The 323-nt window shown below is 40.2% G+C and carries 1 protein-coding gene; it reads left to right on the top strand.

What is annotated here, in order from left to right; all coding sequences use genetic code 11:
- Window positions 1-323: transposase (locus tag GNY06_RS03490; RefSeq protein WP_176589949.1), on the top strand; the 323-nt coding region annotated here is incomplete at both ends.

Genomic DNA, 323 nt, shown 5'->3' with positions numbered 1-323 from the left:
TAAAACCAGGGTACAACTTTGCGTGGTTCATCAAATCCGCTCCTCCATGCGCTATGTTCCTGACAGGGATAAAAAAGCGGTTATGGAGGATATGAAGCCAATCTACAATGCGAATAATGAAGAGCAGGGATATCAAAGGCTGCTTGCCTTTGAAGATAAGTTGGCAAAAAAATATCCACTGAACTGCAAATCCTGGATGTACAATTTGTTAAATCTCTCAGCATTCTTCGAGTACGATGAGGTAGTAAGAAAAATCATATATACTACCAATCCAATTGAAGGGGTACATCGCCAGATACGCAAAATCACCAAAACTAAAGGTG

The sequence above is a fragment of the Elizabethkingia argenteiflava genome, assembly GCF_009904105.1.
GTDB lineage: Bacteria > Bacteroidota > Bacteroidia > Flavobacteriales > Weeksellaceae > Elizabethkingia > Elizabethkingia argenteiflava.
Note: the sequence above shows the minus strand (reverse complement) of the source record. Positions and strands in the feature narration are given on the sequence as shown.